Genomic DNA, 26,839 nt, shown 5'->3' with positions numbered 1-26,839 from the left:
GGCAGATATGAAGAGCAGCACGCAGACCATTTTGGAACATACTTCGGTTCCGAAGCATATCGCCGTGATTATGGACGGCAACGGCCGTTGGGCGAAAAAGCGTTTCCTTCCCCGCGTAATGGGGCATAAACGCGGCTTGGACGCGTTGGAAAATATGGTGAAGCATTGCGCCAAACTGGGTGTGCAATATCTGACCGTGTTTGCCTTTTCGACTGAAAACTGGCGTCGCCCCGAAGACGAAGTGTCGTTCCTGATGGGGCTGTTTTTGCAGGCTTTGCAAAAACAGGTGCGCCGTCTGCACGAAAACAATATGCGCCTCAAGGTGTTGGGCAGCCGCGAACGTTTTAATCAGCAAATTCTGCAAGGTATCGAAGAGGCGGAAGCCTTGACGGCAAACAATACAGGCCTGACCCTGAGCATCGCTGCGGATTACGGCGGCCGCTGGGATATTTTGCAGGCGGCAAACAAACTGATTGCCGAAGGCGTATCCGAGATTACGGAAGACGCGCTGGCGAAACACTTGATGCTGGGCGATGCGCCGGAACCGGATTTGTTCATCCGCACCGGTGGCGAAACACGCATCAGCAATTTCCTGCTTTGGCAGATGGCGTATGCCGAACTTTATTTTACCGATACCCTGTGGCCCGATTTTGACAGCAAAGCCTTAGACGATGCAGTCGCTTCGTTCCAAAAACGCGAACGACGCTTCGGGCGCACTTCGGAACAGCTGCCGGTAGAGCAGCAAAGGGGTTAAAAATGTTGAAACAACGGATTATCACGGCGCTTTGGATGCTGCCGTTGATGCTCGGTATGCTGTTTTACGCGCCGCAATGGCTGTGGGCGGCATTTTGCGGATTGATTTCTCTGGTTACGCTGTGGGAATACTCTCGCATGAGTGGATTGGAGAAACTGAAAACCAATCATTATCTTGCCGCGACGCTGGTGTTCGGCGTGATTGCCTACGCAGGCGGTTGGACGCTGCCGGATATCGTCTGGTACGCTGTTTTGGCGTTTTGGCTGGTCGTCATGCCTTTGTGGCTGAAATTCAAATGGAAATTGAACGGCGGCTGGCAGGCTTATACCGTCGGCTGGCTTTTGGTCATGCCGTTTTGGTTCGCACTCATGTCCCTGCGACCGCATCCCGATTATGCCTTGTCGCTGCTCGCCGTGATGGGTTTGGTGTGGGTTGCCGATGTTTTCGCGTATTTCAGCGGCAAAGCGTTCGGCAAACACAAAATCGCACCGACCGTCAGCCCCGGCAAAAGCTGGGAAGGCGCAATCGGCGGCGCGATTTGCGTGGCAGTGTACATGACTGTGGTGTGGTGGGCTGGTTGGCTCACGTTTGACGCAGGCTGGTTCAATACCGTGTTAATCGGTTTGGTGTTGACCGTTGTCAGCGTATGCGGCGACCTGTTGGAAAGCTGGCTCAAACGCGCGGCGGGCATTAAAGACAGCAGCAATCTGCTGCCCGGACACGGTGGCGTGTTCGACCGCGTGGACAGCCTGATTGCCGTTGTCAGCGTCTATGCCGCCTTTGAAAGCTTGTTCTGAAGCGGTTATAGTGGATTAACTTTAAATCAGGACAAGGCAACGAAGCCGCAGACAGTACAGATAGTACGGCAAGGCGAGGCAACGCCGTACTGGTTTAAAGTTAATCCACTATAAAAATCGTTGGAACACATCAAACACAATATCGAATAAGCGTTTTCAGACGACCTTTCCGACCCCAAGCCCAAAGGTCGTCTGAAATCCGGAAGCAGTACATAAAGAACACACCATGACACCACAAGTCCTGACCATATTAGGCAGTACCGGCAGCATAGGCGAAAGCACGCTGGACGTTGTCTCCCGCCACCCTGAAAAATTCCGCGTATTCGCGTTGGCGGGGCATAAGCAGGTTGAGAAACTGGCAGCGCAATGCCGGACGTTTCGCCCCGACTATGCTGTCGTTGCCGATGCCGAACATGCCGCCCGACTTGAAGCCCTGTTGAAACGCGACGGCACGGCGACGCAGGTTTTACACGGCGCGCAGGCATTGGTTGACGTTGCCTCTGCCGACGAAGTCAGCGGTGTCATGTGCGCCATTGTTGGCGCGGCGGGGCTGCCTTCAGCACTTGCGGCAGCGCAAAAAGGCAAAACCATTTATCTGGCAAACAAAGAGACGCTGGTGGTTTCCGGCGCGTTGTTTATGGAAACGGCGCGCGCAAACGGTGCGGCAGTGTTGCCCATCGACAGCGAACACAACGCCATTTTCCAAGTTTTGCCGCGCGATTACACAGGTCGTCTGAACGAACACGGCATCCGTTCGATTATCCTGACCGCTTCCGGCGGCCCGTTTTTGACGGCCGATTTAGGCACGTTCGACAGCATTACGCCCGCCCAAGCGGTCAAACACCCCAATTGGAGCATGGGGCGCAAAATCTCCGTCGATTCCGCCACCATGATGAACAAAGGTTTGGAGCTGATTGAAGCGCATTGGCTGTTCAACTGTCCGCCTGACAAGCTCGAAGTCGTCATTCATCCGCAGTCCGTGATACACAGCATGGTGCGTTACCGCGACGGCTCCGTGTTGGCGCAACTGGGCAACCCCGATATGCGTACACCCATCGCTTATTGTTTGGGCTTGCCCGAGCGCATCGATTCGGGTGTCGGCGACCTGGATTTCGACGCATTGTCTGCACTGACTTTCCAAAAGCCCGACTTTGACCGCTTCCCCTGTCTGAAGCTCGCCTATGAAGCCATGAACGCGGGCGGAGCCGCGCCCTGCGTATTGAATGCCGCCAACGAAGCTGCCGTCGCCGCCTTTTTGGACGGACAGATTAAGTTTACCGACATTGCCAAAACCGTCGCCCATTGTCTTGCGCAAGACTTTTCAGACGACCTCGGTAATATCGAAAACCTGCTGGCGCAAGATGCCGTTACCCGCAGACAGGCGCAGGAATTTATCGCCGCATTGGGATAAACCGTGCCGCAACGATATAGTGGATTAAATTTAAATCAGGACAAGGCGACGAAGCCGCAGACAGTACAGATAGTACGGCAAGGCGAGGCAACGCCGTACTGGTTTAAAGTTAATCCACTATAAAAAATGACAGGTCGTCTGAAAACCCGCCCACCCGTCATGTGTGGCGGACAAAACGGCAGACTGACTTTATAATCGGCAAAATAACGCCAATAATATTTTCTACACATTGCGAATGCTTTTCAGACGACCCCTCTGCCTTGATACGTCGTCTGAAACATCGACAACGTCAACCCATACCCAACCAGAGAGATTCTTTTGCAAACCCTTCTAGCTTTTATTTTTGCCATCCTGATTTTGGTCAGCCTGCACGAGTTCGGACACTACATCGTTGCCCGATTGTGCGGCGTCAAGGTTGTGCGCTTTTCCGTCGGCTTCGGCAAACCGTTTTTCAGCAGAAAGCGCGGCGATACCGAATGGTGTTTGGCGCCCATCCCATTGGGCGGCTATGTCAAAATGGTGGATACGCGCGAGGGGGAAGTGGCGCAGGCAGACCTGCCTTACGCCTTCGACAAACAGCATCCCGCCAAACGCATCGCCATCGTCGCCGCAGGCCCGCTGACCAATCTCGCTCTGGCGGTTCTGCTTTACGGCTTGAGTTTTTCCTTCGGCGTTACCGAAATCCGCCCTTATGTCGGCATGGTCGAGCAAAATACCATTGCCGCCAAAGCTGGTTTTCAGCCTGGAGACAAAATTATTTCGGTTAACGGCGTTAACGTCGGCGAGTGGGAAAAAGCCCAGCAAGAAATCGTGTTGAACATCGAGTCAGGCAAGGTAAATGTTGCCGTTCAGACGACCTCGGGACAAGAAACCATGCGGATTATCGATGCCGCAGGCACGCCTGAAGCAGGTAAAATTGCGAAAAACCAAGGCTATATCGGGTTGTCGCCTTTTAAAATCACCACCCGTGTCGGCAAAATGGAAGAAAACAGCCCGGCTGAAAAAGCCGGTTTGAAAAAAGGCGACAAGCTGATCAGTGCCGACGGACAAGACATTGAGTCTTGGCAGCAATGGGTGGAAATCGTACGCCAAAGCCCGGGTAAGAAAATCGAATTGATTTATGAGCGCGACGGTAAAACCGTTCAGACGACCATCCGCCCCGACAGTATCCAGCAACCCGACAGAACGCTGGTCGGCAGGGTAGGCTTCGGTCACCAAAGCGACGAAGCGTGGGCAAAAGAAATCAAGCGCGAATATAAGCCGTCTGTCGCAGAAGCATTTGCGATGGGCTGGGACAAAACCGTCAACAACGCATGGATGACGGTAAAATTCTTCGGAAAACTGATTACAGGCAATGCCTCCCTGAATCATATTTCAGGCCCGCTGACCATTGCCGACGTCGCCGGAAAAACGGCACAGCTGGGATTTCAAAGCTATTTGGAATTTCTCGCATTGGTCAGCATTAGTTTAGGCGTGTTGAACTTGTTGCCCATCCCCGTGTTGGACGGCGGGCATTTGGTGTTCTACACTGCCGAATGGATACGCGGAAAGCCCTTGAGCGAGCGCATACAGGCAATCGGCCTGCGCCTCGGACTGGCTGCCATGCTCTTAATGATGGCACTGGCTTTCTTTAATGACATCAACCGTTTGTTTGGATAATTTTATGAAATTGAAACAGATTGCTTCTGCTTTGATGGTATTGGGCATGTCGCCTTTGGCATTTGCCGACTTCACCATTCAAGACATCCGCGTCGAAGGTTTGCAGCGCACCGAACCGAGTACGGTCTTCAATTACCTGCCCGTCAAAGTTGGCGATCAATTTAGCGACGCACGCAGCGAAGAAATCATCAAAACTCTGTATGCGACCGGTTTTTTTGACGATGTCCGCGTAGAGACCATGGGCAATCAGGTCTTACTGACCGTTATCGAACGCCCGACCATCAGCACGCTGAACATCACCGGCGCGAAAATGCTGCAAAACGATGTTATCAAGAAAAACCTTGAATCCTTCGGTTTAGCGCAATCCCAATACTTCAATCCTGCCACGCTGAGCCAGTCTGTCGCCAGCCTGAAGGAAGAATACAAAAGCCGCGGTAAACAGTCGGTCCAAATCACGCCGACCGTTACCAAACTCGCGCGTAACCGCGTTTCCATCGACATCGCCATCGATGAGGGTAAAACCACCAAGATTACCGACATTGAATTTGAAGGCAACAAAGTCTATTCCGACCGCAAGCTCATGAAACAAATGTCCTTGAGCGAAGGCGGCATGTGGACTTGGCTGACTAAGAGCAACCAGTTTAACGAGCAAAAATTCTCGCAAGACATGGAGCGCATCAGCGAGTTCTACCAAAACAACGGCTACTTCAATTTCCGCATTCTGGATACCGACATCCAGACCAACGAAGACAAAACCAAGCAAACCATCAAAGTTACGGTTGACGAGGGCGAACGCTTCCGTTGGGGCGACGTGCGCATAGAAGGCGACACCCGCGAAGTGCCGAAAGAAGAGCTGCAAAAACTGCTGACCATGAAAAAGGGCAAGTGGTACGAACGCGCCCAAATGGTCAAATCGCTCGAATCCATCCAAAACCGCATGGGTACGGCAGGCTACGCGTTCAGCGAAGTCAATGTTCAGCCCGTTCCCAATGCTGAGACCCAAACTGTCGATTTCGTCCTGAACGTCGAACCCGGTCGCAAAATCTATGTGAACGAAATCAACATCACCGGCAACAACAAAACCCGTGACGAAGTCGTGCGCCGCGAATTGCGTCAGATGGAATCCGCGCCTTACGACACCTCCAAGCTGCAACGTTCCAAAGAGCGCGTCGAGTTGCTGGGTTACTTCGACAACGTACAATTCGATGCCGTGCCGGTTGCGAATACGCCCGACCAAGTCGATTTGAACATGAGCGTGAACGAGCGTTCTACCGGCTCTTTGGATATGAGTGCGGGCTGGGTTCAGGATACCGGCTTGGTCATGTCTGTGGGCGTTTCCCAAGACAATCTGTTCGGTACGGGTAAATCCGTTTCCCTGCGCGCTTCACGAAGCAAAACCACGCTCAACGGCTCGCTGTCGTTTACCGATCCGTATTTCACACCCGACGGCGTGAGCCTCGGTTACGATATTTACGGCAAGTCTTACGACCCGCGTAAAGCCTCTTCCAGCGCGAAACAATATAAAACCACCACCGCAGGCGGCGGTGTGCGCATGGGCATCCCCGTTACCGAATACGACCGCGTCAATTTAGGTCTGGCAGCGGAACACCTGACCGTGAATACCTACAAAGGCGCGCCTAAACGTTATGCTGAATTTGTGGCAGAACATGGTAAGTGTGCCAATGGTATTGATACAAAAGGCAAAGAATGTGTTGAGGGATTAGGTAACTTCAAAGGCTGGCTGTACAAAGGTACGATCGGTTGGGGACGCAATAAAACCGACAGCGCATTGTGGCCGACCCGCGGTTACATGACCGGCATCAACGGCGAAATCGCCCTGCCGGGCAGCGACCTGCAATACTACACGCTGACCCATAACCAAACTTGGTTCTTCCCGCTGACCAAAGACTTTACCCTGATGCTCGGCGGCGAAGTCGGTGTCGGCAACGGCTACGGCAAAACCAAAACCATGCCGTTCTTTGAAAACTTCTACGGCGGCGGCTTAGGTTCTCTACGCGGTTATGAGACCGGCACGCTGGGTCCGAAAGTTTATGACGAATACGGCGAGAAAATCAGCTACGGCGGCAACAAAAAAGCCAACGTTTCTGCCGAGTTGCTGTTCCCGATGCCGGGCATCAAAGATTCCCGCTCCGTCCGTCTGAGCCTGTTCGCCGACGCGGGCAGCGTATGGGATGGCAAAACGTATAACAACGACAGTAGCAATCCTACTGAGATTGGCAAGAAGCCTCAAAACCCATACGGCTTAGGCACGACCCACAAATCGACCTTCAAGGAAGAGTTGCGCTACTCCGCCGGTGCGGCAGTAACCTGGCTCTCGCCGCTGGGTCCGATGAAGTTCAGCTACGCCTACCCGCTGAAGAAAAAAGACAGCGACGAAATCCAACGCTTCCAGTTCCAATTGGGTACAACATTCTGACGTAGACAGAAAAAGGTCGTCTGAAAACTGAAATACCGATGGGTAAAACGTTTTCAGACGACCTGAAGGAAAAGGGGCAGGGCGTTCTGCCTCTTTTTAAAAAACAAACCGTCATCCCGCTGATGGGCGGGATACAAAATCAAGGAAATCCAGATGAACATCATTGCCAACGCCTTCCGCCTCGGCGGCGCGGCTTTATTGGGCTTCGGGTTGATGAACCAAGCTGTGGCGGCGGAAGCCGTGCAGAAAATCGGCTTTATCAATACCGAGCGCGTTTATCTTGAGTCCAAGCAGGCGCAACGCATTCAGACGACCTTGGAAAAAGAATTCCGCAGCCGTCAGGACGCTTTGCAGAAATTGCAGCAAGAAGGTGAAAAGCTCGAAAAATCCCTGACCGAAGGCAAATTGCAGGGCAAAGAGCGTGAAGCTGCGGCAAAACGCTGGGGCGAGCTGGTTCAGCAGTTCCGCAAGAAACAGGCGGAGCTGGCAGAAGACTACAACCTGCGCCGCAACGAAGAATTTGCCGCCCTCCAGCAAAACGCCAACCGCATCATCGTCGATCTTGCCAAACGCGAAGGTTACGATGTGATTTTGCAGGACGTGATTTACGTCAATGCGCGTTACGACATCACTGACAGCGTGATTAAAGCCTTGAATACACGTTAATCGGAAGGCTGAACGAGATACGACAAACCTGTTTTCAGACGACCTCTTTCAAGCGAAGGGTCGTCTGAAAATCCAATAAACGATATAATTACCTGTCTTATCACTCCTGCCGGCATACGTTTTAAGCAAACCGTTCTGTCCGACTGCTCCCGCCGTCCCTTTTCAGACGACCTCATCTCAAAGCTTACGAAACATCATGACTTCAAAAACCTACACCCTGTCCCAAATCACAGCGCAGCTTGGCGGCGAATGGCGCGGCAAGGACATTTCCGTCGCCGCCGTGCGCCCGCTCGCAGACGCGCAGGCAGAACACATCAGCTTCCTCGCCAATCCGAAATACAAAGCCGAAGTCCACGACAGCAGCGCGGGTGCGGTCATCGTTTCTGCCAAAGCAGTGGACGAATTTGAAGGGCGCAACCTGATTGTCGCCGACGATCCCTATCTCTATTTCGCCAAAGTCGCCCGCCTGTTTTCACCCATCGTCAAAGCGTGCGGCGCCATCCATCCGACCGCCGTCGTCGAAGAGAGCGCGACCGTTCCCGCAAGCTGCGAAATCGGCGCGAACGCCTACATCGGCGCGAACACCGTACTCGGCGAAGGCTGCCGCATCTTGGCAAACGCCGTTGTCCAACACGACTGCAAACTGGGCGACGAAGTCGTCCTGCGTCCCAACGCCGTCGTTTATTACGGCTGCACACTGGGCAACCGCGTCGAAATCCACAGCGGCGCAGTCATCGGCGCAGACGGTTTCGGACTCGCCTTCGCCGGCGATTCATGGTTTAAAATCCCGCAAACCGGCGCGGTAACGCTGGGCGACGACGTAGAAATCGGCTCGAACACCAACATTGACCGCGGCGCGATGAGCGACACCACCGTCGGCAACGGCACCAAAATCGACAACCAAGTCCAAATCGGACACAACTGCAAAATCGGTTCGCACACCGTCATCGCCGCCAAAACCGGCATTTCCGGCAGCGTTACCATCGGCAGCTACTGCATCATCGGCGGCGGCGTCGGTACGGTCGGACACATCGAAATCGCCGACAAAACCACCATCGGCGGCGGCACGTCCGTCACCCACAGCATTACCGAAAGCGGCAAACACCTTGCCGGTATCTTCCCGATGTCCACCCATAAAGAATGGGCGCGCAACGCCGTTTACATCCACCGCCTGAGTGAAATGAACAAACGCCTCAAAACATTGGAAAACCGTCTGAGCGACAGCGAAAAAGACGAATAATCCCACAATCGGTTTGCATGGCGGATGCGCTTTAGGATCAAACAAAGCGAGAAAGCCCAACGTTTTAAAGCATGCCCGCGATGAAACCGCCCAGCCAACCCGAAATACCAAGGAATACGACGAACATGGACGTACAACTCCCCATCGAAGCCAAAGACATCCAAAAACTCATTCCCCACCGCTACCCGTTTTTGCAACTCGACCGCATTACCGCCTTCGAGTCCATGAAAACCCTGACCGCGATTAAAAACGTCACCATGAACGAGCCGCAGTTCCAAGGCCATTTCCCCGACCTGCCCGTCATGCCCGGCGTACTCATCATCGAAGCCATGGCGCAAGCCTGCGGCACACTCGCCATCCTCAGCGAAGGCGGCCGCAAAGAAAACGAATTCTTCTTCTTCGCCGGCATAGACGAAGCCCGCTTCAAACGCCAAGTCATCCCCGGCGACCAACTCATTTTCGAAGTCGAGCTGCTGACCAACAAACGCGGCATCGGCAAATTCAGCGCCGTCGCCAAAGTGGACGGACAAGTCGCCGTTGAAGCCATCATCATGTGTGCCAAACGCGTGGTTTGAGTGTTCAGAAAAAGGTCGTCTGAAAGTTTCAGACGACCTGTTGCCGTCGCGCATCTTCGCGGCAACACGACAGGAAAGGAAAAACATGACCCTCATCCACCCGACCGCCGTCATTGACCCCAAAGCCGAACTCGACTCCAGCGTCAAAGTTGGCGCGTACACCGTCATCGGTCCCAATGTCCAAATCGGCGCGAACACCGAAATCGGCCCGCATACCGTCATCAACGGCCACACCACCATCGGCGAAAACAACCGCATTTTCCAATTTGCCAGCCTCGGCGAAATCCCGCAGGACAAAAAATACCGCGACGAGCCGACCAAGCTGATTATTGGCAACGGCAACACCATCCGCGAATTCACTACCTTCAATCTCGGCACGGTAACCGGCATCGGCGAAACCCGCATCGGCGACGACAACTGGATTATGGCGTACTGCCACCTCGCACACGACTGCGTCATCGGCAACCACACGATCTTTGCCAACAATGCCTCGCTCGCCGGACACGTTACCATCGGCGACTACGTCGTTTTGGGCGGCTACACGCTGGTGTTCCAGTTCTGCCAAATCGGCGACTACGCCATGACCGCCTTCGCCGCAGGCGTACACAAAGACGTACCGCCGTACTTCATGGCGGCAGGCTACCGCGCCGAACCCGCAGGCATCAACAGCGAAGGCATGCGCCGCAACGGCTTCACCGCCGAGCAAATCTCCGCCGTCAAAGATGTGTATAAAACCATCTACCACCGCGGCATCCCGTTTGAAGAAGCCAAAGCCGACATCCTCCGCCGCGCCGAAACGCAGGCAGAGCTGGCGGTGTTTAAAGACTTCTTCGCCCAATCCACGCGCGGGATTATCCGTTAACATTCTTCTTTATAAACATTATTTACACATAAAGCTTGTGAAGCAGTAAAAATTTGCTATAATGCTTAGCAAGAACTCTTTTTTCCGAGCTTCTAGTTGTATGATTAGCGGCGTTATTAGGAAATTAGGGTTCTTTTTCGTTTATGAGTTATGGACTCTTAGAATGGCAAAATACATCATATATGCAGATGAAGCATGGACTCATGAAAGCCTACCATTGAATCGATACCATAATTTTTTTGGTGGTATCATGGGGGAAGAAAAATATATTGATAGATTGATTACCCATTTGGAACGTATAAAACAAAGACATAATTGTCCTAAAATAGAGATCAAATGGTCAAATTTGGATTTCAGAAATCTAGAAATGTATAAAGAGTTGGTTGGATGTTTAGCAGAACATATAACCGCAGGACATATTAAATATCGGCAGATGTTTAAAGATCGTTCTTACCATTATGTTGGTGGTGCTAATGGAACAGCTTTGGATATTCAATTCAAGCAGTATTACCAATTTTTAAAATTAGCATTTGGAATAAAATACTTAAGGGGTGGTTCCGAGAGAAACCCTCATCAGATTATTCTGAGATTAGATACACACTCAAGTCAGCATCATAAAAATGTATTGAGTGATTTTATTACAAATTTACCAAGAATATTTGATCGAAATGATTTAGACTATAAAGTTTCATACATAAATAGTGCAAATAATATATGTTTACAAGTATGTGATGTTTTAATGGGCGCTGCAGGGTATCATGGTAATCAAATATCTAAGCGTAAAGTAAATGGAAATACAAGAAGAACCCCAAAACAAAGATTAAAAGATGAAATGTGTCAGTTCATTTATAATGTTTTACGAGAAATTCATAATGAAGATAGAGGAGCTAAAGCATTTAATTGGTTTGAGAATACTGGCATAAATGGTAATCTTTCAAATCATTTCTTACATAAAGTACGTATTTGGAAATTTATTGCTTGTCCGTATAAAAAAAATAAAGGCTGGGAAAAAGATCATTTGAGTTCAGAAGGATTATGGATTGCTGATGACTTTGATCCCACAATACATGAGATTGTTCAAAATTATCCTTATAGCCAATAAAGTTTTGAATACAAATTTTATGTAAGAAGACTTCATTATTTCAGACGACGTTGTCGCAACATCAGCTTGTCCTTTCCTGTTTGGCACGGGAATGATTGCCGTACAAACATTCGTCTTCAGTCCAATAGAAAAGGTCGTCTGAAACCTGAACTGGCCCCCAAATCTTGGACACTCATAAAAGCCTTTTCAGGCGCTCTGTGTAAGCTGGGTTCTGTATGCGACAGGACTCAGCTTTTTCAATTTCAAACTGCAACGCTCCCGGTTGTAGTAATCCATATAGTCATCTATCTGCTTCATCAATTCGTCCACCGTCAATTCACCTGCGTTATAGAAACACTCCGTCTTCAACACCGCAAAGAAGCTTTCCATCGGCGCATTGTCCCAGCAGTTCGCCTTTCGCGACATGCTTTGAACCATGGAATGCTCCGCAAGCAATTCCCTATACCCCGCCGTACGGTACAGCACGCCTTGGTCGGAATGAAGCATCGTTCCTTTATCAGTTAGACGGGGTGCGGCTTTTTCGAGCATTTCCTTCACCATTTCACTGTCGGCTCTGCGGCTCATGGCGTAGGCGACGATCTCGCGGTTGAACAGGTCCAATATCGGCGAGAGGTACAGTTTGCCGTCGCTCCCTTTGAGTTCGGTCACGTCGGTCAGCCATTTTTCGTTGGGCTTTCGGGCTTTGAACCGGCGTTTGAGGAGGTGTTCCGATATCTCGCCCATGGCGGGATGGCGGTAGGCTTTTTTCGCCCGTATGAGGGCTTTCAGCCCCATCTGTTTCATCAACCGCGCCGCTTTTTTGCGGTTCCAACCCAATGCTGCGGCAATGCGCCTTTGCCCGTAGCGTCCTTTATGCCGCCGGTAGGTTTCGACGAGGAGGGCTTTGTCGGCTTCGTCGGGGTCGGGTCGGTCTTGGTGGTGGTAGTAAAAGCTGCTTTTGGGCAGGTTTGCGATGTGCAGCAGGTATTTGAGCGGGTGTTGCGCCCTCAGTGTTTGGACGGTTTGGCTTTGTCCTTTTCGGTCCGCTTTTGGCTGAGGGCTTTTAACTCCTTTAGGTAGGCGACCTCTGCGCGCATATAGCACAACTCTTCAATAAGCTCTGCCTGTGTTTTTTCTTGGTCGGGTTTATCTGCGATGAAGGGGTTTTTGCGGTGGTCGGTCATGGTTTTGGATTGGGGATGTTCGAGTGCGCCGATGCCGCCTTCTTGATAGGCGCGTATCCATCGTCTCAGGTGGGTTCGGGAAATGCCGTAGTGGTCTGCAGTACGCTGTTGGCTGCGTATATGCAGGTAGTGAAGTACGGCTTGGTATTTGAAGTGTAATGTATATTTGCTCATAAAAAAACTGCACCTTGTGAGTTGGAGGGGGGATGTCCAACTTTTGGGGTGCAGTTCAACCGGGTAAACCAAGTTTCAGACGACCTTTTGATTTTATGGCACTGCGGATTTCAGGGGAACGGATGATTGGGGCAGCATCTTCTGCGTGGGCAATGCCTGCCGTTCCGCCCGCTTAATGGACGTGGCTGCTTTCTACGCCGCCTTTGATTTCACCATAGACTTGTGCAGAGCTGCCTTGTCCGGATTGGGCGGCGCAGGCGTTGAGGAGCAGGAGGGTGGTGGTGAGGAAGAAGAATTTTTTCATGCGGGTTTCCTTTGGTTGGATGGGAAAGGAGGTCGTCTGAAACACAAACATATGGTTTCAGACGACCTTTTTTACCAATGCGACGCCATATTGTCGCGGTGGATGAGTTCGTCTTCGTGGGCGTAACCTAATTTTTCGGCGATGCGCTCGGACGGGGTTTGCAGGATTTTAGCGGTTTCGCCGCTGCTGTAATTGGTCAGGCCGCGGGCGATTTCTTTGCCCTCGGTATCGAGGATGGCGACGAGTTCGCCGCGGTGGAAATGGCCGTCCGCGCGGATGCAGCCGACGGGCAGCAGGCTGGCATGTTGTTCGGTCAGGGCTTTTGCCGCGCCACTGTCGACGGTCAGGCTGCCGGCGGTTTGGACGTGTCCGAGCAGCCATTGTTTGCGGGCGGCGACGCGGCTGTGCGCGCTGGTAAAGAGCGTGCCTATACTTTCGCCTTGTTTGAGGCGGACGAGGATGTCGGGTTCGCCGCCCCATGCGACGACGGTGGCGGCTCCGCTGAGTGCGGCGCGTTTGGCGGCGGTCACTTTGGTGTACATGCCGCCTGTACCGACGCTGCTGCCTGCGCCGCCCGCCATGCTTTCGAGGTCGGGATGGTCGGCCGCTATGGTCGGAATCAGTTTGGCTTGCGGATTTTTGCGCGGGTCGCTGTCGTACAGGCCTTTTTGGTCGGTCAAAAGGACAAGGGCGTCGGCTTCGATGAGGTTGGTCACGAGCGCGCCGAGGGTGTCGTTGTCGCCGAGTTTGATTTCGTCGGTGGTAACGGTGTCGTTTTCGTTGATGACGGGGACGATGCCTTTGGACAACAGGGTTTGCAGGGTGCTGCGGGCGTTGAGGTAGCGGGTGCGGTTGCTCAGGTCGTCGTGGGTGAGCAGGATTTGGGCGGTGCGGATGCCGTGCGGTGCGAACGCGGCTTCGTAGGCTTGGGCGATGCCGGTTTGTCCGACGGCGGCGGCGGCTTGCAGTTCGTTGATGGCGGTGGGGCGTTTGCTCCAGCCCAGCCGTTTGATGCCTTCTGCGATGGCGCCGCTGGAAACGAGGACGGTTTGCACGCCTTGTTTGCCCAATTCGGCGATTTGCGCTGCCCAGCGGTCGAGTGCGGCTTGGTCTATGCCTTTGCCGCCCGCGGTAACAAGGCTGGAACCGACTTTGACGACAAGGGTGCGGATGTTGGAAAGGTTTTGCAGGGACATGGTTTTTCTCGCGGAGGATATAGGGCGGCTTCGGACGGGTTCTTAAATGTAAAAAAGTCGTCTGAAAGTGCGAAAACTGATTTTCAGACGACCCCTATGGGGCTGTCAATACGCGGTATCGTGAAATTGCTAAAAGACAGGCGGGATTCGGTGAGCCGACTGTTGATGCCGACACGATACAAAAAGGTCGTCTGAAAACTGAACTGCACCCCAAAAGTTGGACATCCCCCCTCCAACTCACAAGGTGCAGTTTTTTTATGAGCAAATATACATTACACTTCAAATACCAAGCCGTACTTCACTACCTGCATATACGCAGCCAACAGCGTACTGCAGACCACTACGGCATTTCCCGAACCCACCTGAGACGATGGATACGCGCCTATCAAGAAGGCGGCATCGGCGCACTCGAACATCCACAATCCAAAACCATGACCGAACACCGCAAAAACCCCTTCATCGCCGACAAACCCGACCACGAAAAAACACAGGCGGAGCTTATCGAAGAGTTGTGCTATATGCGCGCAGAGGTTGCCTACCTAAAGGAGTTAAAAGCCCTCAGCCAAAAGCAGACCGAAAAGGACAAAGCCAAACCGTCCAAACACTGAGGGCGCAACACCCGCTCAAATACCTGCTGCACATCGCGAACCTGCCCAAAAGCAGCTTTTACTACCACCATCAAGACCGGCCCGACCCCGATGAAGCCGACAAAGCCCTCCTTGTCGAAACCTACAAACGGCATAAAGGACGCTACGGGCAAAGGCGCATTGCCGCAGCATTGGATTGGAACCGCAAAAAAGCGGCGCGGTTGATGACGCAGATGGGGCTGAAAGCCAAAATACGGGCGAAAAAAGCCTACCGCCATCCCGCCATGGGCGAAATATCGGAACACCTCCTCAAACGCCGGTTCAAAGCCCGAAAGCCCAACGAAAAATGGCTGACCGACGTGACCGAACTCAAAGGAAAGGACGGCAAACTGTACCTCTCGCCAATCTTGGACTTGTTCAACCGCGAGATCGTCGCCTACGCCATGAGCCGCAGAGCCGACAGTGAAATGGTGAAGGAAATGCTCGAAAAAGCCGCACCCCGTCTAACTGATAAAGGAACGATGCTTCATTCCGACCAAGGCGTGCTGTACCGTACGGCGGGGTATAGGGAATTGCTTGCGGAGCATTCCATGGTTCAAAGCATGTCGCGAAAGGCGAACTGCTGGGACAATGCGCCGATGGAAAGCTTCTTTGCGGTGTTGAAGACGGAGTGTTTCTATAACGCAGGTGAATTGACGGTGGACGAATTGATGAAGCAGATAGATGACTATATGGATTACTACAACCGGGAGCGTTGCAGTTTGAAATTGAAAAAGCTGAGTCCTGTCGCATACAGAACCCAGCTTACACAGAGCGCCTGAAAAGGCTTTTATGAGTGTCCAAGATTTGGGGGCCAGTTCAAACCACGATACAGGTTTTCAGACGACCTTTGATTTAAAGTTAATCCACTATATTTGGTGTACACGAATATCAAATTACTCTGCGTATAGCCAACCTACCTACATCGATACGGCGGATAGCAGATACCGTATCGGCAATCAGGCGGGTCGGCCATCTCGACTATGCCCTACCGAACACCTTCTCCAAATGCGCCCGATAATCCGCCAAATACCGTTCCACCTGCGGATTCTTGATTACATCGTTGCAGATGAACGAGGGCAGCCGCGTCGTGCCGAGGAACTCGTTGGCTTTATGAAAATGGAAATGCACGCCGTCCACGCCCGCGCCCTCAAAGAAATCGCCTTCTCGGGTAAACGCCTCAATCGGCGCGTTCCAAGTGGATGAAATCATGTGTTTTTTGCCATGCAGCAAGCCGCCCGTGCCGTAGCCTTCCGTCGGGTTTACACGGTGGCGGCCGTCGTTGGCCACCAGCTTGTTCTCGCCCACGCCTGCGGTAAACACTTCATCGATATATTTTTTCACCGTCCACGGCTCGCCCATCCACCAGCCGGGCATCTGCCAAACCACCGCGTCCATCCACAGCCATTTTTCCACTTCGGCATCTTTGTCGTAGCCTTCTTCAATCACGGTTTCCTTCACCGCATGACCGAGTGCGTTCAGCGTGTCGCGTGCGGTTTGGTGCAGCGTGTGGTTCAGGCGGCCGGCGGAATGGCCGAAATGTTGGCCGCCGTCGATTAACAGAATATTCATGTTCATTCCTCAAATATTTGCGTTGAAAAAGTATCATTGTACCCCGATGCTTTATAATGAAAACAGCAATAATTGCAAAACACTTTTCTAGGAAAAGCAACAATGAAAATCCATTCAGACGAACTGGCCGTGTTCGTGCAGGTGGTGGAAAGCGGCAGTTTCAGCCGCGCGGCAGAACGGCTCGGGCTGGCCAACTCCGCCGTCAGCCGCACCGTGAAGCGGCTGGAAGACAAACTCTCCGCCAACCTGCTCAACCGTACCACGCGTCAACTGCGGCTTACCGAAGAAGGCTGCCGCTTTTTCGAGCGCGCGCGGCAGATACTGCACGACATCGAAGCCGCCGAGGCCGAAATCCTCTCCGCAGGCGGCGCGCCGCAGGGCGTGCTTCGGGTGGATTCCGCCACGCCCACGCTGCTGCACCTCGTCGCCCCGCTGGTACGCCCGTTCTGCGAACACTACCCGCAGGTGTCGCTGCTGCTCACCTCGTCCGAAGGCTACATCGACCTCATCGAGCGGCGCGTGGACATCGCCATCCGCGCAGGCAGCCTGCACGACTCCGCCCTGCGTGCCCGCCATCTGTTTGACAGTCGTCTGAAACTCGTTGCCGCGCCCGATTATCTCGCCCGTCACGGCACGCCCCAAACCGTCGCCGACCTGTCGCAGCACACCCTCATCGGCTTCTCCGAGCCCAAAACCCTGAACAACTGGCCGTTTGCCGACACCGGCCACACGCCCTACGCCGCCGTGCCGCAACTGTCCGCCAACAGCGGCGAAACCATCCGCCGCCTGTGTCTGGAAGGCAACGGCATCGCCTGCCTGTCGGATTTCACCGTCGCCGCCGATATTGCAGCGGGACACCTGCACGAACTCCTGTCCGACCGCGCCTTAAACGAAGCCAAACCGTTTTATGCCGTCTATTACGGCGATAATGCAGTCAGCCCGAAAATCCGGGCTTTTGTGGATTTTTTGGTGGAACAAGTCAATTAAAGTACGTTTATAAACACTAAGTCTTTCCGAACTTGCCCAAGATACAAAAAGGTCGTCTGAAAATCACGATACAGGTTTTCAGACGACCTTTGCTATGGCGGAACGGCTTTACGCTTCGACCGGTTTGCCGCGCAGGGAGAAGGTGTAGGCTTCGGTGATTTCCAAATCGATCATTTGGTTGATCATGTCGGGCGTGCCGGTGAAGTTGACCACGCGGTTGTTGGCGGTACGGGCTTGGAGCTGGTCGGGGTCTTTTTTGGAGATGCCTTCGACCAGACAGCGTTGTACCGTGCCGATCATGGTTTGGTTGATGCGGGCGGTTTCGGCTTCGATGACTTCGTTCAGGGCTTCGAGGCGGCGCACTTTTTCGGCGTGCGGGGTGTCGTCCGGCAGGTTGGCGGCGGGTGTGCCGGGGCGCGGGCTGTAAATGAAGACGAAGCTCAAATCGAAGGCAATGTCTTTCACCAGCTTCAGGGTTTGCTCGAACTCGCGTTCGGTTTCGCCGGGGAAGCCGACGATGAAGTCGCTGCTTAGGCACAAGTCGGGGCGGATGGCGCGCAGTTTGCGGATGATGGACTTGTATTCCAAGGCGGTGTAGCCGCGTTTCATCGCGCTCAATACGCGGTCGGAACCGCTTTGAATCGGCAGGTGCAGGTGCGACACCAGCTTGGGCAGGTCGCGGTAGCACTCGATAATCGAGTCGGTAAACTCGCGCGGGTGGCTGGTGGTGAAGCGCATACGCTCGATGCCGGGGATTTCGTGGACGATGCGCAGCAGGGTGGCGAAGTCGCAGATTTCGCCGTCTTCCATTTCGCCGCGATAGGCGTTGACGTTTTGCCCCAAGAGGTTGATTTCTTTAACGCCTTGTTGGGCGAGGTTGGCGATTTCGGTCAAAACGTCGTTCAACGGGCGGGAGAACTCTTCGCCGCGAGTGTAGGGGACGACGCAGAACGAGCAGTATTTGGAACAGCCTTCCATGATGGATACGAATGCTGCGCCGCCTTCGACGCGGGCGGGCGGCAGGTGGTCGAATTTTTCAATTTCGGGGAAGGAAATATCGACTTGCGACAGGCCGCTGGTTTCTTTATCCACAATCATTTTAGGCAGGCGGTGCAGCGTTTGCGGGCCGAAGACGACGTCCACATAAGGCGCGCGTTTGATGATGTTTTCGCCTTCTTGGGAGGCGACGCAGCCGGCAACGCCGATGATGAGGTCGGGATTTTTTTCTTTGAGCGGGCGCACGCGACCTAAGTCGGAGAACACTTTTTCCTGCGCTTTTTCGCGCACGGAGCAGGTGTTGAAGAGGATGATGTCGGCTTCGTCGGCTTCGGTTACTTGTTCGATGCCGCCGTTTTCTTCGGCGAGTACGGCGAGCATTTTTTCGCTGTCGTATTCGTTCATTTGGCAGCCGAAGGTGCGGATAAATACTTTTTTCATGGTTTGTGTCTTTCTCAGGTAGCCCGTAATTGCGGGGCTGATTGTTATAAAAATCTTCATTTCAGACGACCTTTGGAACGTGGGCAGGTCGTCTGAAACGCAGATTCGTCAGGGCGCAAAAATGCGCGGTTGCGCTGCTGCGGCTGCAACAGCCAACCACGCGGTGTGTGTTTGGGCCGTCTGAAACGGGCAAACGACGGCTTATTGCGCGTCTTTTTTAACCTCGTCGCGGACTTCTTTTTGCGCGGTAAAACGGGAGGCTTCGTCGTCGGTCAAAACCCACACTTCGCGCACGAGGGCGTTGGTGTCGTTGTGTTTGAAGGCGATGGTTTTGCCGGTTTTGCCCGCCAGCCGCCCCATCGGGATGAAGCGGTCGTTTTCGTCGTGGATTTTGGTGAAACGGGTGATTTGCAGCTTGGCGGAATTGCCGTCGGCAATGCCCAGCGTTAAGAGGCGCGTCCATGAGAAGCCGCCACGGCTCACTTTCAGATAAGGCAGTTCGACCTGTTTCAAAACCGCCGCGTCCATATCGCTCGGCAGCTTGCGCTGGGCGGCGTAGGAGGCGGTGGAAACCAAAAGGGTAAGCATTAAAATGAATCCGCGTAACATGATGTTTTCTTTATGGTATAAATGGGTGCGGATTATAGCACAAACGCTTCAAATATGAACAGAGTGATTGTTTTTACAGAACAATTTTCATTTTCAGATACGGCGTTGTGCCGTGGCGGTTTGGGCTTTGGGGGTCGTCTGAAACGGCTGGCGCGGGCAATCTGATGATAAAATACCGCTTATTTTTCAGACGACCTCAGAAAGAACCCGCTATGAACCGTAACGAAATCCTGTTTGACCGCGCCAAAGCCATCATCCCCGGCGGCGTGAATTCCCCCGTCCGCGCATTCGGCAGCGTCGGCGGCGTGCCGCGCTTCATCAAAAAAGCCGAAGGCGCGTATGTTTGGGACGAAAACGGCACGCGCTATACCGATTACGTCGGTTCGTGGGGACCTGCGATTGTCGGACACGCGCACCCCGAAGTCATCGAAGCCGTGCGCGAAGCCGCCTTGGGCGGTTTGTCGTTCGGCGCGCCCACCGAAGGCGAAATCGTCATCGCCGAAGAAATCGCCAAAATCATGCCGTCGGTCGAACGGCTGCGCCTCGTCAGCTCCGGCACCGAAGCGACCATGACCGCCATCCGCCTCGCACGCGGCTTTACCGGACGAGACAAAATCATCAAATTCGAAGGCTGCTACCACGGCCATTCCGACAGCCTGCTCGTCAAAGCCGGCAGCGGCCTGCTTACCTTCGGCAACCCGTCTTCCGCAGGCGTTCCCGCCGATTTCACCAAACACACCTTAGTCCTCGAATACAACAACATCGCCCAACTCGAAGAAGCGTTCGCCCGCAACGGCGACGAAATCGCCTGCGTCATCCTCGAACCCTTCGTCGGCAATATGAACCTTGTCCGCCCGACCGAAGCCTTCGTCAAAGCCCTGCGCGAATTGACCGAAAAACACGGCGCGGTGTTGATTTACGACGAAGTGATGACCGGCTTTCGCGTCGCGCTCGGCGGCGCACAATCGCTGCACGGCATTACGCCCGACCTGACCACGATGGGCAAAGTCATCGGCGGCGGTATGCCGCTTGCCGCGTTCGGCGGACGCAAAGACATCATGGAATGTATTTCCCCGCTGGGCGGCGTGTATCAGGCAGGCACATTGTCGGGCAACCCGATTGCCGTCGCCGCCGGCTTGAAAACGCTCGAAATCATCCAGCGCGAAGGCTTCTACGAAAACCTGACCGCTTTGACCCGCCGCCTCGCCGACGGGCTTGCCGCCGCCGCCAAATCACACGGCATCGAGTTCACTGCCGACAGCGTGGGCGGCATGTTCGGTCTGTATTTCGCCGCACACACCCCGCAAAACTACGGCGACATGGCGCGCTCCAATATCGACGCCTTCAAACGCTTCTTCCACGGTATGCTCGACCGCAACACTGCCTTCGGCCCGTCCGCCTACGAAGCAGGCTTCGTCTCCGCCGCGCACACGCCCGAGCTGATTGACGAAACCATCGCCACCGCGCATCAAGTGTTTGCGGAAATGGCGAAGTAAGGTGGAAACCGTTTTGCCGTATTGAGCTGCACGGGAATAGGCGCAATGTCAGGGCAGGGCGGACAACGTCGCCTGAGCTGCCGCGAATGCAAAAGGTCGTCTGAAAACCCAAATTCGGGTTTCAGACGACTTTTCGTTTGTGGATAAGCTTTATTTTGTCCTTAAGCTTTTTCGTGTGTCAGATGGCGCACAGACGCGGCGATTTCGTCCGCCATCCGACGGCTGGCACCTTGATGGCCGGCGACGAAGTGTGCCGCTTGTTGGGCGAAATGGCTGCGCTCGCTCGGGTTTTCCAAACAGGCTGAGACGAAGGTGCACCATTCGTCCGCGTTTTGCACCTGCACCGCCGCTTGGGCTTCCAACGCGCTGCGGCAGGCGGCGGCAAAGTTGTAGGTGGAAAAGCCGAACACGGTCGGAATGCCGCAGGCTATCGGCTCGATGATGTTTTGACAGCCGCTGTCCACGAGGCTGCCGCCGACAAAGGCAACATCCGAACTGAGGTAGTAGGCAAAGAGTTCGCCCATGCTGTCGCCCACCCAGACTTGGGTTTGCCGGGAAACCGGCAGGTTGTCGCTGCGTTTTTGAACGGTATAACCCAATGCCTGCGCCGTTTCAAAGGTCGTCTGAAAACGCTCCGGATGGCGCGGGACGACGACCAGCAAGGCATCGCCGGTATATTTTTTCCATGCTTCGAGCAAGAGCGCCGCTTCGTCTTGGTCTTTGTAAAAACGGGTGCTGGCGCAGACGGCGACGGGGCGCGTGCCTATGCGTTCGCGGAAGGCCGCCGCCAGTGCGCGCATCCGTTCGGGCGGGGAAATATCGTATTTGGTGTTGCCACAGACATGGACGTTGGACGCGCCGATCAAGTGCAGCCGCTCCGCGTCTTCGGCGGTTTGCGCGAAACAGCCGCTTAAGGTTTGCAGTGCAGGCTCGAACAGGTTGCGGATTTTCAAATAGCCGCGCTGCGATTTTTCAGACAGGCGGGCGTTGGCAAGAAACAGGGGGACGTGCGCGTCGGCGCAGGCGTGCATGAGGTTGGGCCAGATTTCCGTTTCCATCAGCACGCCGAACAGGGGGCGGTGTTCCTTCAGGAATTGGGCGACCCATTCGGGTTTGTCGTAAGGCAGGTAACGGCATTGCGCGTCGGGGAACAGTTCTTTCGCGGCGGCGCGTCCGGTCGGCGTCATTTGGGTCATGAGCAGCGGCGCGTCGGGGAAATGGCGGCGCAGTGCTTCCACCAAGGGCTGCGCGGCACGGGTTTCGCCGACCGATACGGCATGCACCCAAATCGGATGCTGCACAGGTCGGTCAAACGGTTCGCCGAAACGCTCGCCCCAATGGTAGAGGTAGGCAGGCGATTTGACGGCGCGCTTTTTGAGATAGTGGCGGATAAGCGGCGGCGCGATGCGCCATAATTGCGTGTAAAACCAACGATTCATGTATTCCACTCGAAAACGGTACGGACGGGGTGGCGGACGGTGCGGATTCTAGGCGGTTGACGGTTTCAAACGGCCTGTCGCTGAACTTCCGGTTTCCCGAGCCTATTCTAGCCGATTTTGCCGCTTCGCCCACGCCTCTTTTGAACTGACTTGATGTAACGGCGGAAAAAAGGTCGTCTGAAAACCCGAAATCCGATTTTCAGACGACCTGTCTTGGTTGCGTCAGCGGTTTACGCCGCTTTCTTTTCGCGTATCGGCAGGTTCAGCAAAGCCGCCGTCCCCGCCAACACCGCATCGGCATACCACATCCAGCCGTAATCGTTGAACCGGTAAATCACGATGCCGCCGATATACGAGCCTAAAAAACCGCCGATTTGATGGCTCAACATCGTCAGTCCGAACAACGTCGCCAGATAGCGCGTGCCGAACAGTTTGCCCGTAATCGCAGCGGTCGGAGCGACGGTAGCGAGCCAAGTGAAGCCCAGCGCGGCGGCGAAAATGTAGAAATTGACATCGGTTCTCGGTGCGGCAAGGTAGATCAGCACCATCGCCACGCGCGAGGCGTAGAGTCCGAACAAAACGTATTTGCCCAAAAACCGCCCCGTACACCAGCCCGAAAAAATGCAGCCCGCGATGTTCGCCAAACCGATAATCGCAATCGAAGTCGAAGCGACCGAAGCGGGCAGGCCGCAGAGCGCGATTTCGTTGGGCAGGTGGGTCACTAAAAACGCAATGTGGAAACCGCAGGTAAAAAAGCCTAAGTGAAGCAGGATGTAGCTGCGGTCTTTAAACGCCGCTTTGACTGCCAGCCCCAGCGATTGCCCGTTTTCAGACGACGTGTGGTGCGTGGCGACAGCGTTTTTGCCGCCCGCCAGCCACCACGAAATCGGCAGGATTAAAAGCGCAATCCCGCCCCAAACATAAAACGTCCCCGTCCAGCCGACGGCGGGCAACACCAGCAAACCCTGCACCAGCGGCGCAAACAGAAACTGCCCCGCCGAACCGCCCGCGTTGACCAGCCCCGAAGCCAAACCGCGTTTGTGCGGCGGCACTTTCGCCGCGACCTGCCCCATGATGATGGAGAAACCGCCCGCGCCCGTTCCGAATGCAAAAAGCAGCCCGATTGCCAGCATCAGCCCCCAATAAGTCGGCATCTGTGGCACCATCAGGCAGGCGCAAGCCAACAGCAACGCGCCGCCGCCCAAAACCTTAAACGCGCCGAAGCGGTCGGCAAGCGCGCCGGAAAGCGGCTGGGACACGCCCCACATCAACTGGAAAACGGCAATAATCAGGCTGAACTCTTGGATACTCAGCTCGGTAGAGTCGACGACGGGACGGACAAACAGTCCCATAGTCATGCGCATACCGATGGTAATCAGCAGGATGGCGGCGGCAGCGGCGGTCACCAGCCAAAGGTTGGGGGATTTTTGCTGTGTGTGGGTCATGGTTATTGTTTGTTTCTATTGGAAAATGCCGTTCAATCAAACGGCAGAATGACGGATTTTAACAAACGGGCTGACGCAGGCTAAATAACTCCTGATGCTTTGGATATAGCCAAAACCTCTATCCGCGCCGCATTGACCGTTCTCCTTTACCTGCAAGGCAGGACATGGAACACGGACGGAAATTCAGCGCGTAAAGAACGGCAAAGGTCGTCTGAAAACCCGAAATCCGATTTTCAGACGACCTTTGTCCCAAGAACGGATAAAATCCGTATTGATGAAGCCATATCGGCTTCAAGCGGATTCCCGATATAGTGGATTAAAATTGCAATGATACGGCATTGCCAACGCCCTTATGTACTACCCGTACACGGCGGGCGTTTCCGCCTTGTCTCATTTTTATTTTAATCCACTATATAATCCGCCTTTTTCAGACGACCCGACCCGCAACCGCTATGACGCCCATTTATCTCGCCGACACCGCCACCGAACACGCCCGCCGTTTGGCACGGCAATTCCAGCTTCCGATTTTGTCCGACCTGCCCGACAGCGGCGAATACCTGCTTGCCGATGCGGAAGGCGTCAGCTTGTGCCGCGCGGGGGAGAAGGGGCGCGTCCGTGTCGATTTCGGCGGCGGTGCAGCCCAATACCGACGCACCAAAGGCGGCGGCGAGCTGATTGCCAAGGCGGTCAACCATACAGCCAAACCGACCGTCTGGGATGGCACCGGCGGACTCGGGCGCGACAGTTTCGTCCTCGCCTCGCTTGGTTTGAACGTCCACACTTTCGAGCAGCATCCCGCCGTCGCCTGCCTGCTTGCCGACGGCCTCGAACGCGCGCTGCAAGAGCCTGAAATTCAAGACATCGCCCGCCGCATGACTTTCCATTATGGCAACGCCGTCGAATTGATGCGCGAACTTGCCACCCAATCGCGCCCCGACATCGTGTACCTCGACCCCATGTACCCCGAACGCCAAAAATCCGCCGCCGTCAAAAAAGAAATGGCGTATTTCCACAGCGTCGTCGGTGCTGCCCAAGAAGAAGCCGAGCTGCTTGCCGCCGCCCGCGCCGTCGCCAAAAAACGCGTCGTCGTCAAACGCCCGCGACTCGGCGAGTTTCTCAACGGCGAAAAACCCGCCTACCAATACACGGGCAAAAGCACCCGCTTCGATGTGTACTTGCCTGATCATCCGGTTAAAGACGGGGAATAATTTATAGTGGATTAACTTTAAACCAGTACGGCGTTACCTCGCCTTGCCGTACTATCTGTACTGTCTGCGGCTTCGTCGCCTTGTCCTGATTTAAATTTAATCCACTATAAAACGCGAAAAGGTCGTCTGAAAACTGAATTTCAGACGACCTTTGTGTTTCTGCGTCCTGCGTTAGAACGATTTGACCAGCGACAGACCGACTTCGTTTTGTTTGTAGCTGTACAGCCAGTCGGTGTTGCCGTGGACGCGGCGGTGTTTGTAGCTGAGGACGGGTTTGAGGCCGGCGAATTTCCAGCGGTCCGCGCCTATGCTGAGGCGGTAGGTTTGTTCTTTGTCGCGGCGGCGTTGTTCGAGTACGGCGTTTTCTTCGCGGTGGCTGCGGATGCCGAAGGTGGCGGAGGCGGAGGCGTCGAAGCCGGCTTCAAACATTTTTGCCGCGCCCAGCCGTGCGGAGATGAGGCGGTAGCTGTCCACCGGTTCTTTGGCTTTGCGCTGCTGCCAGTCTATGCCGCCGTAGAGCATGAGGTCGTTGCGCGGGAAGTAGGACAGGGTGTTGTAAACGGAGATGAGGTTGCCGTCGAGCAGGCGGGTTTTGTCGGAATAGGAGAGGTGTTTCCACTCGGCTTCGGTGTTCCACGTCCAGCTGCCTTTGTCGAGGTTCCACTCGCTGCGCACGCCGTAGGCGCGGTTGAGGGTTTTGCCGCCGCTGCCGTTCCATTCGACAAGCGGGGCAAGGGCGAAGGTGTGGCGGTGGTTTTCAAACTGGTAGCCTGCGCTGAGGTTGAGCGTGTGTTCGTTGAAGTCTTTATGGTCGCGGTAGAAGCGGCCGTAGCCGAGCGCGCGGGCGGCGATGCCGTGGTGTCCTTTAATCTGCCAGCGGCGGACGGCGGCGGCTTCGTATTTGATGCCGTTGGCGGAAATGGGTTTGTCGCCTGAAAATTCTTCCCAACATTCGCCGTCGATTTCGGTTTTACACCACGTTTTGCCGCTGGCTTCGTTGATGTTGCTGTTGTGGACGGCGCCGACGGAAAGGCTGCCCTGCCAGCTTTGGCGTTGGTTTAAGGAATCGCGGAAATGTCCGATGTTTTCTTTGACGGCTTCGGGCAGGTCTTCGTTTTGAAGGCGCATAAATTCGGAAGTGGCTTCGCGGTTCAGACGACCTTCAAAGAGCAGGCGGGCGTAATCGAGCCGTCCGCGCGTGAAGTCGGGGTGGCGTTGCAGCAGGGTTTCGTAGTCTTGTTTGGCGGCTTTCCATCTGCCTTCGCCGCGGGCAAGCGAGGCGCGGGCAAAGAGGGCGATGTCGGGGTCGTATTCGGTTTGCTGTGTATAACGTTCAAGCAGCGGGCGCACGGTTTGCCAGTCGCTGCGGTTGACGGCGTTAAACAGGGCTTCGCCTTGGTCGGCTTCGGGGTTGGTTTCGGCTGCCTGCCCGATGTTTTCGGCTGGAATGTCGAGGCGGTATTCGCGCACTTTTTGTTCCTGTTCCTGCATGGTTTGGCGGGTGTCCTGCCACAGGCGTTGTGCGGTACGGTCGTCTGAAAAGTCAGAACGTGGCGCGGCAAGGACGGGGGCGGCGAGAAAGAGGAGAAGGCAGGCAGACGGTTTGTACATGATGTCGGCTTTCCGGTCGGCGGTTTTCAGACGACCTTGAGAAGGTGGTTGGCGGGCTGGTGTTTAAAA

27 protein-coding genes are annotated in these 26,839 nt (G+C 54.5%); 16 read left to right on the top strand and 11 right to left on the bottom strand.

Features of this window, described 5'->3' with window-relative positions:
* Nucleotides 1–7 precede the first annotated feature (7 nt).
* Entirely contained in the window at nt 8–754 is a 747-nt protein-coding gene (locus ACMYUL_RS05380) for an isoprenyl transferase (protein ID WP_070512582.1), read from the top strand.
* Nucleotides 755–756: 2 nt separating this feature from the next.
* On the top strand, nt 757–1,551 hold the full coding sequence (locus tag ACMYUL_RS05375) for a phosphatidate cytidylyltransferase (RefSeq protein WP_415772460.1): 795 nt from the start codon (nt 757–759) through the stop codon (nt 1,549–1,551).
* Between the two features lie 26 nt (nt 1,552–1,577).
* Here ACMYUL_RS05375 and ACMYUL_RS05370 read toward each other — a convergent pair whose 3' ends face one another.
* Nucleotides 1,578–1,784, bottom strand: a complete 207-nt coding sequence (locus tag ACMYUL_RS05370; RefSeq protein ID WP_415772458.1) for a hypothetical protein — start codon at nt 1,782–1,784, stop codon at nt 1,578–1,580.
* Between ACMYUL_RS05370 and ispC the strand changes: the two genes are divergently transcribed.
* The 8 genes from ispC to ACMYUL_RS05330 all read left to right on the top strand — a co-directional run bounded on the left by ispC (nt 1,778) and on the right by ACMYUL_RS05330 (nt 11,503).
* Complete coding sequence (ispC, locus tag ACMYUL_RS05365; RefSeq protein ID WP_415772456.1) at nt 1,778–2,962, top strand: 1-deoxy-D-xylulose-5-phosphate reductoisomerase; 1,185 nt, start codon at nt 1,778–1,780, stop codon at nt 2,960–2,962. The genes ACMYUL_RS05370 and ispC overlap by 7 nt on opposite strands.
* 318 nt (nt 2,963–3,280) lie before the next feature.
* The gene (rseP, locus tag ACMYUL_RS05360) at nt 3,281–4,621 is read left to right on the top strand and encodes an RIP metalloprotease RseP (protein ID WP_415772454.1); all 1,341 of its coding nucleotides are present in this window, start codon (nt 3,281–3,283) and stop codon (nt 4,619–4,621) included.
* Nucleotides 4,622–4,625: 4 nt separating this feature from the next.
* On the top strand, nt 4,626–7,058 hold the full coding sequence (gene bamA, locus ACMYUL_RS05355; protein ID WP_415772452.1) for an outer membrane protein assembly factor BamA: 2,433 nt from the start codon (nt 4,626–4,628) through the stop codon (nt 7,056–7,058).
* Nucleotides 7,059–7,220: 162 nt separating this feature from the next.
* Complete coding sequence (locus ACMYUL_RS05350) at nt 7,221–7,724, top strand: OmpH family outer membrane protein (RefSeq protein WP_372338144.1); 504 nt, start codon at nt 7,221–7,223, stop codon at nt 7,722–7,724.
* A gap of 196 nt (nt 7,725–7,920) precedes the next feature.
* Complete coding sequence (gene lpxD / locus ACMYUL_RS05345) at nt 7,921–8,964, top strand: UDP-3-O-(3-hydroxymyristoyl)glucosamine N-acyltransferase (protein WP_070512599.1); 1,044 nt, start codon at nt 7,921–7,923, stop codon at nt 8,962–8,964.
* 125 nt (nt 8,965–9,089) lie between these two features.
* Nucleotides 9,090–9,539, top strand: a complete 450-nt coding sequence (gene fabZ, locus ACMYUL_RS05340; protein ID WP_415772450.1) for a 3-hydroxyacyl-ACP dehydratase FabZ — start codon at nt 9,090–9,092, stop codon at nt 9,537–9,539.
* An 85-nt stretch (nt 9,540–9,624) separates the two neighbouring features.
* The gene (lpxA, locus tag ACMYUL_RS05335) at nt 9,625–10,401 is read left to right on the top strand and encodes an acyl-ACP--UDP-N-acetylglucosamine O-acyltransferase (protein WP_070636153.1); all 777 of its coding nucleotides are present in this window, start codon (nt 9,625–9,627) and stop codon (nt 10,399–10,401) included.
* A 163-nt stretch (nt 10,402–10,564) separates the two neighbouring features.
* Nucleotides 10,565–11,503, top strand: a complete 939-nt coding sequence (locus ACMYUL_RS05330; protein ID WP_415772448.1) for a DUF3800 domain-containing protein — start codon at nt 10,565–10,567, stop codon at nt 11,501–11,503.
* 186 nt (nt 11,504–11,689) lie between these two features.
* Here the strand turns inward: ACMYUL_RS05330 and ACMYUL_RS05325 are convergent, their stop codons facing one another.
* The 4 genes from ACMYUL_RS05325 to proB form a co-directional block, all read right to left on the bottom strand.
* Nucleotides 11,690–12,586 (bottom strand): IS3 family transposase, encoded by an 897-nt coding sequence (locus ACMYUL_RS05325; RefSeq protein WP_415771357.1) that lies wholly within the window; start codon nt 12,584–12,586, stop codon nt 11,690–11,692.
* Nucleotides 12,490–12,840 (bottom strand): helix-turn-helix domain-containing protein, encoded by a 351-nt coding sequence (locus tag ACMYUL_RS05320; protein ID WP_308862247.1) that lies wholly within the window; start codon nt 12,838–12,840, stop codon nt 12,490–12,492. Before ACMYUL_RS05320 ends, ACMYUL_RS05325 begins: the two co-directional genes overlap by 97 nt.
* Nucleotides 12,841–13,012: 172 nt before the next feature.
* Nucleotides 13,013–13,144: a hypothetical protein gene (locus ACMYUL_RS05315; RefSeq protein ID WP_415772446.1), complete on the bottom strand. Its 132-nt coding sequence runs from the start codon at nt 13,142–13,144 to the stop codon at nt 13,013–13,015.
* A gap of 71 nt (nt 13,145–13,215) precedes the next feature.
* Nucleotides 13,216–14,340, bottom strand: coding sequence for a glutamate 5-kinase (gene proB / locus ACMYUL_RS05310; protein ID WP_415772444.1), 1,125 nt, complete (start codon nt 14,338–14,340; stop codon nt 13,216–13,218).
* A 257-nt stretch (nt 14,341–14,597) separates the two neighbouring features.
* On the opposite strand from proB, the gene ACMYUL_RS05305 reads away from it, so the two are divergent.
* Nucleotides 14,598–14,948: a helix-turn-helix domain-containing protein gene (locus tag ACMYUL_RS05305; protein ID WP_234396225.1), complete on the top strand. Its 351-nt coding sequence runs from the start codon at nt 14,598–14,600 to the stop codon at nt 14,946–14,948.
* Nucleotides 14,852–15,748 carry an IS3 family transposase gene (locus tag ACMYUL_RS05300; RefSeq protein ID WP_415772442.1) on the top strand — a complete coding sequence of 299 codons (897 nt, stop codon included), beginning with the start codon at nt 14,852–14,854 and terminating at the stop codon, nt 15,746–15,748. The genes ACMYUL_RS05305 and ACMYUL_RS05300 overlap by 97 nt, the downstream gene beginning before the upstream one ends.
* 199 nt (nt 15,749–15,947) lie before the next feature.
* On the opposite strand, the gene ACMYUL_RS05295 is transcribed toward ACMYUL_RS05300, so the two are convergent.
* The gene (locus ACMYUL_RS05295; RefSeq protein ID WP_415772440.1) at nt 15,948–16,538 is read right to left on the bottom strand and encodes an NAD(P)H-dependent oxidoreductase; all 591 of its coding nucleotides are present in this window, start codon (nt 16,536–16,538) and stop codon (nt 15,948–15,950) included.
* 102 nt (nt 16,539–16,640) lie between these two features.
* Between ACMYUL_RS05295 and ACMYUL_RS05290 the strand changes: the two genes are divergently transcribed.
* Nucleotides 16,641–17,525 carry a LysR substrate-binding domain-containing protein gene (locus tag ACMYUL_RS05290; RefSeq protein WP_415772438.1) on the top strand — a complete coding sequence of 295 codons (885 nt, stop codon included), beginning with the start codon at nt 16,641–16,643 and terminating at the stop codon, nt 17,523–17,525.
* A gap of 108 nt (nt 17,526–17,633) precedes the next feature.
* Here the strand turns inward: ACMYUL_RS05290 and miaB are convergent, their stop codons facing one another.
* A complete protein-coding gene (gene miaB, locus ACMYUL_RS05285; RefSeq protein WP_003743791.1) occupies nt 17,634–18,962 on the bottom strand; it encodes a tRNA (N6-isopentenyl adenosine(37)-C2)-methylthiotransferase MiaB in 1,329 nt (442 codons plus the stop codon).
* Nucleotides 18,963–19,163: 201 nt separating this feature from the next.
* On the bottom strand, nt 19,164–19,571 hold the full coding sequence (locus tag ACMYUL_RS05280) for a hypothetical protein (RefSeq protein WP_070512607.1): 408 nt from the start codon (nt 19,569–19,571) through the stop codon (nt 19,164–19,166).
* A 212-nt stretch (nt 19,572–19,783) separates the two neighbouring features.
* Between ACMYUL_RS05280 and hemL the strand changes: the two genes are divergently transcribed.
* Nucleotides 19,784–21,067, top strand: a complete 1,284-nt coding sequence (gene hemL / locus ACMYUL_RS05275; protein ID WP_070512610.1) for a glutamate-1-semialdehyde 2,1-aminomutase — start codon at nt 19,784–19,786, stop codon at nt 21,065–21,067.
* Between the two features lie 161 nt (nt 21,068–21,228).
* Here hemL and waaA read toward each other — a convergent pair whose 3' ends face one another.
* Together waaA and ACMYUL_RS05265 are read right to left on the bottom strand one after the other, a co-directional pair.
* Nucleotides 21,229–22,506 carry a lipid IV(A) 3-deoxy-D-manno-octulosonic acid transferase gene (gene waaA / locus ACMYUL_RS05270; protein WP_415772434.1) on the bottom strand — a complete coding sequence of 426 codons (1,278 nt, stop codon included), beginning with the start codon at nt 22,504–22,506 and terminating at the stop codon, nt 21,229–21,231.
* Nucleotides 22,507–22,736: 230 nt separating this feature from the next.
* Nucleotides 22,737–23,951, bottom strand: a complete 1,215-nt coding sequence (locus ACMYUL_RS05265) for an MFS transporter (RefSeq protein ID WP_415772432.1) — start codon at nt 23,949–23,951, stop codon at nt 22,737–22,739.
* 99 nt (nt 23,952–24,050) lie between these two features.
* Here ACMYUL_RS05265 and ACMYUL_RS05260 point away from each other — a divergent pair, with 99 nt between their 5' ends.
* Entirely contained in the window at nt 24,051–24,263 is a 213-nt protein-coding gene (locus tag ACMYUL_RS05260; protein WP_415772430.1) for a hypothetical protein, read from the top strand.
* A gap of 140 nt (nt 24,264–24,403) precedes the next feature.
* Nucleotides 24,404–25,159: a class I SAM-dependent methyltransferase gene (locus ACMYUL_RS05255; RefSeq protein WP_415772428.1), complete on the top strand. Its 756-nt coding sequence runs from the start codon at nt 24,404–24,406 to the stop codon at nt 25,157–25,159.
* Nucleotides 25,160–25,330: 171 nt separating this feature from the next.
* On the opposite strand, the gene ACMYUL_RS05250 is transcribed toward ACMYUL_RS05255, so the two are convergent.
* Nucleotides 25,331–26,770, bottom strand: a complete 1,440-nt coding sequence (locus ACMYUL_RS05250) for a surface lipoprotein assembly modifier (protein ID WP_415772426.1) — start codon at nt 26,768–26,770, stop codon at nt 25,331–25,333.
* Nucleotides 26,771–26,839: the final 69 nt, after the last annotated feature.

It is taken from the genome of Neisseria sp. CP9 (assembly GCF_047758525.1).
In the GTDB taxonomy this organism is placed as follows: Bacteria; Pseudomonadota; Gammaproteobacteria; order Burkholderiales; family Neisseriaceae; genus Neisseria.
Note: the sequence above shows the minus strand (reverse complement) of the source record. Positions and strands in the feature narration are given on the sequence as shown.